This is a genomic window from Methyloceanibacter marginalis (assembly GCF_001723295.1).
Classification (GTDB): Bacteria; Pseudomonadota; Alphaproteobacteria; order Rhizobiales; family Methyloligellaceae; genus Methyloceanibacter; species Methyloceanibacter marginalis.
On record NZ_LPWD01000057.1, the window covers coordinates 1 to 3,992 of the forward strand.

6 protein-coding genes, 1 tRNA gene and 1 pseudogene are annotated in these 3,992 nt (G+C 64.7%); 3 read left to right on the forward strand and 5 right to left on the reverse strand.

Translation table 11 applies throughout. The annotated features are described in order from the left end of the window. The coding region (locus tag AUC71_RS02915) for an XdhC family protein (protein ID WP_162273646.1) at window positions 1-399 on the forward strand (399 nt) is incomplete at its 5' end. Further along, window positions 399-1,010: a nucleotidyltransferase family protein gene (locus AUC71_RS02920; protein WP_069623072.1), complete on the forward strand. Its 612-nt coding sequence runs from the start codon at window positions 399-401 to the stop codon at window positions 1,008-1,010. The genes AUC71_RS02915 and AUC71_RS02920, both read left to right, overlap by 1 nt. A gap of 27 nt (window positions 1,011-1,037) precedes the next feature. Here AUC71_RS02920 and AUC71_RS02925 read toward each other — a convergent pair. The 5 genes from AUC71_RS02925 to AUC71_RS02950 all read right to left on the reverse strand — a co-directional run bounded on the left by AUC71_RS02925 (window position 1,038) and on the right by AUC71_RS02950 (window position 3,329). Further along, a tRNA-Phe gene (locus AUC71_RS02925) sits at window positions 1,038-1,113 on the reverse strand. A 119-nt stretch (window positions 1,114-1,232) separates the two neighbouring features. Next, entirely contained in the window at window positions 1,233-1,424 is a 192-nt protein-coding gene (gene yacG, locus AUC71_RS02930) for a DNA gyrase inhibitor YacG (protein WP_069623073.1), read from the reverse strand. Then, complete coding sequence (locus AUC71_RS02935) at window positions 1,421-2,161, reverse strand: Maf-like protein (RefSeq protein WP_425283346.1); 741 nt, start codon at window positions 2,159-2,161, stop codon at window positions 1,421-1,423. The genes yacG and AUC71_RS02935 overlap by 4 nt, the downstream gene beginning before the upstream one ends. Beyond that, window positions 2,148-2,387: a translation initiation factor IF-1 gene (gene infA / locus AUC71_RS02940; RefSeq protein WP_069623074.1), complete on the reverse strand. Its 240-nt coding sequence runs from the start codon at window positions 2,385-2,387 to the stop codon at window positions 2,148-2,150. The genes AUC71_RS02935 and infA overlap by 14 nt, the downstream gene beginning before the upstream one ends. Window positions 2,388-2,786: 399 nt before the next feature. Further along, on the reverse strand, window positions 2,787-3,329 hold the full coding sequence (locus AUC71_RS02950) for a transporter substrate-binding domain-containing protein (RefSeq protein ID WP_069623076.1): 543 nt from the start codon (window positions 3,327-3,329) through the stop codon (window positions 2,787-2,789). Window positions 3,330-3,596: 267 nt separating this feature from the next. Here AUC71_RS02950 and AUC71_RS02955 point away from each other — a divergent pair. Next, window positions 3,597-3,992, forward strand: a pseudogene (locus AUC71_RS02955) (hypothetical protein); the annotation flags it as partial.

Here is a 3,992-nt window from a genome sequence, read left to right on the forward strand (position 1 = left end):
CGCGTCGGCTACGACGTCGTCATTGTCGATCCGCGCCCCGCATTCGGCAGCGCGGAGCGCTTTGGCGGCAGGACCGTCGTGGAAGAGTGGCCCGAAGCATCCTTCGCCGCGTCGGCGTTCGATCGGCGGACGGCGGTCGTCGCGCTGACCCATGCCGCGCATCTCGACGATGCGGCGCTAACGGCGGCGCTTCATTCTGACTGCTTCTATGTGGGGGCGCTCGGATCAACAAAAAACCATGGCAAACGCGTCGAGCGGTTGCGCACTGCCGGGATTGCCGAAGACCACCTCGCACGCATCCACGCCCCTGTCGGACTCGCCATCGGCGCCAAGGGACCGGCCGAGATCGCCGTCTCGATCCTGGCCGAGATCGTCAAAGTGGCGCGCGGGATCGCGTGATGGGCGCGCTCGGCGCTGTTCTGCTCGCTGCCGGTGCATCCGAGCGGTTTGGGTCCGACAACAAGCTTCTGACCGACATCGATGGACGGCCAATGGTGCGGGGCGTGGCCGACGCGCTTCTTGGCGCCAGCTGCGTCGGCGAGGTGCTTGTCGTTACGGGACACGACGCGCCTGCCGTGGAAGGTGCCCTCGATAGTCTCGAGGTCCGTTTCGTCTTCAACGCAGATTGGCGCGATGGCATGGGCGGATCGATTGCGCTCGGCGTTGCGAAGCTCGCCGCAAGTCTGGATGGCGCGCTCATCGTCCCGGGAGATATGCCGTTCCTAAAGCCGAGCGTGAGTCGGAGGGTCTTGGGCAGATTTCGGGAACGCGACGGGGGATCGATCGTCTTTCCCGCGACACCGGCCGGTGAACAACGGAACCCCGTGATTTGGCCCCGCCGCTTCTTCGGGCTGTTGGAAGGTTTGACCGGACCACAAGGGGGCAAAAGGCTGTTGATCGAACTGGCTGGGTCCTGCAGCGCTGTTCTCATTGCAGACGAGACGGTGCTGCTCGATTTCGACTCCGCCGACGATTTGCCCGCCGCGTCCAGGGCCCGGCCATCCACTTAACCGCTTGAAAAATGTTGGAAAAAAAACTGGTGCCCAGGGGCGGATTCGAACCACCGACACGCGGATTTTCAGTCCGCTGCTCTACCAACTGAGCTACCTGGGCCTTGCCTTGACGGCAGATGGGACGCAGTGGGCTTTCCCAAAGGCTTTGGGCCCACGCAAGGCCCTGGCTTATAGGAAATCGGCCCGGCTCTGTCGAGACCGGGATTCGGCCGAAACCTCTCACTCCGCTTCGTCGTCGATCTTGTCGGCCGGCCGGCCGGGGACGGCATAGGCGCCCTTCAGCCAGCGGCCGAGATCGATCTCGGCGCAACGCTTCGAGCAGAACGGGCGATGGGCAGGCTCGGTGGGCTTGCCGCAGACGGGACAGACCGCGGACTTGCGCTGCGCCGGCTTGCCCGCCTTCGCCGTCACTCCGTCTCGACCTCCGACTTCGAAAGCCACAACAAGGTTACCGGATAGCCCTCGCCGGCCAGCAGGCTGACCACCTCGGTGAGCGGCAGGCCCACGACATTCGTATAGGAGCCCACGAGCTTCACCACGAAGGCGCCGGCGATGCCTTGAATGGCATATCCGCCCGCCTTGCCCTTCCACTCGCCACTCGCCAGATAGGCGCCGATCTCCTGATCGGAGATGTTGCGGAAGCGCACCCGCGTCTCCACCACGCGCTCGCGCCAGCGCCCTTCCGGCGTGACCAGGCAGACGGCGGTGTGCACCCGGTGGGCGCGGCCGCGCAGCAGACGCAGCATGTCGGCGGCCTCGTGCTCAAGCTCCGCCTTGCCCAGCACGCGGCGGCCGACGGCGACGACGGTGTCGGCGGCCAGCAGAAAGGCCTTGGCGAATTCAGGCTCGGACTTGGTGATCTTGAGCGCGGCCTCGGCCTTGGCGCGGGCGAGCCGGCGCACGATATGGCGCGGCACCTCGCCCTTGGAGACGCTCTCGTCGACCGAGGACGGGCGCAAGGCATCCGGCGCGATGCCGGCCTGCTCAAGAAGCTGAAGGCGGCGCGGCGAGGCGGAGGCTAGCACCAGCTTCGGCCGGAAGCTCGAGCCAGGAGTCGGCGCGCGCCGACGCGGCGGCCGCTTCGGCGTTTTCGCCTTGGCGGGGTTCGCGAAAGCAGGCTCGGCCGCAGCGGGTTCACTCCGCTTCAGCCCGAGCTTGCTTAAACCGGTAAGTGATCCGACCTTTAGTGAGATCATAGGGGGTCATCTCGACCAGAACTTTGTCGCCAGCAAGCACCCTAATACGGTTCTTGCGCATCCGTCCCGCCGTATGGGCAATGATCTCGTGTTCGTTCTCGAGCTTCACCCTAAAGGTGGCGTTCGGGAGCAGTTCTGTGACCACTCCCGGGAATTCGAGCATTTCTTCCTTCGCCATCAGGCTCCTTCCGCATCTGCCGATTGCCGCGGAGAATGGTCGGGTGGGCGGCCAAAATCAAGGACGATTCCCCCCCATTCAACCAGGCATGCCGAGATTTCCGCCACCCGGAGGGGGCGGAGGATGGGGGGATGGCGGCACTCGGATCGACCGTCCGGTCAGTCCTCGATGCTCTGGCGTCCCATTCCCTTAAGGCGGCGCGCACCAGTTCCCGAAAGCGGCCGTCTTCCGTCACTTCCGTGATGCCCTCACCGAACTTAGGGGACAGCGCAGCGCAGGGAGATTTCTTCGAGAAGGCCACGAACAATTCCTGCGAAAGCAACTCCGGCTCCAGCGGCTGGATCTTGTCGCTGAGCGCCAGCCGCGCCAACTCGGACGTTGCCGGATAGTAGGCCGCGATCACGTAGTCGGCGTTGCCGGCCGTGAGCGCATCGACGCGGCGGAGAGCCCGTCTGACCGCGTCACCGTAAGCTTGTCCTTGAGGAAGGCATCAAATGCCGTGCCGAAACTCTCTCCTTTGTTCGCGACGCCCTTCTTGCCGATGAGATCGTCCTGCCCCTTGAAGTCGAACGCATTATCGTTTGCGACGAAGATTTGGACCGGATCGTAAGCGAACGGCGGCTCGACATAGTCGAGATACTCGGCCCGCTCGTCATTGTAATAGACGCCGATGATCATATCGGCCTTGCCGTCACGCGCGGCCTCTTGCGCCTCGGACCACGAGCCCATGTATTTGGATTCGAACGGCACTTCGAGGTCTTTGGCGATTTCCGCGATGAGAAGAGGCGCCGCGCCCTTGATGTCGTCCCCGACCCTGAAAGCCATGACGGGATAGTCGGGATGGCCGGTGGCAACAATCTTGGTGCAGGTGTCCTCGGCACGCGCCGGGGTGGCGGAGAATATCGCCGCGACAAGTAAGCTCAGACAGACGCTTCTTTTCATCCTCGACCTCCCCGAGAGCAATGCAGGGTTCCCTCTCTCAGCTTGACCTTACCGATCTGAGCCCGGCGGGCCAAACCGAACTTTTTTGGCGCGAATCGTGTCCCTGCCGGGCTTCAGGAAGCGGCATAAACCGCGCTCAGGGCGGTAGCCGTAAAGCCGCGATCCAAGTAAAAGCAGGGCGATGTGCGGGGGCACATGGGGCCCTCATCTTTCTTTCAGACCGGGCGGTCGATCGCGGCGCCGGCATAGCAGGCAGGAGCCGACAGCATGGGGAAGGCTGATCGCCGTGTCATGGCGCTGCGCCGCCTTACGGACCATGTCGCCGAAGTGTCACCGCTCGATCTCTCGGTCAGGCTGTGGGACGGGACGGTGCTTCCCCTGTCGCCCAAATCCGGCCTCGGCAAATCTGATCCCGGCAAGTCGGATCACGGGCTGACGCTCTCCATCGCGACGCCGAGGGCGCTGACGCGCCTGGTGCGCCGGCCGCGCCTGCCCACGGTAGTGGAGCTGATCGCCGAGGGCGCGGTCGATCTCGAAGGCGGGACGTTGCTTGACCTGGCGGCGCGGGCCGATCGGGGGCCACGCGAGGATTGGCGAAGCGGTTGGACAAGACGCTTGCGATCCGCGCGCTCCTGCCTTTCGTCTTCGGGCCCGGCGGCGGCG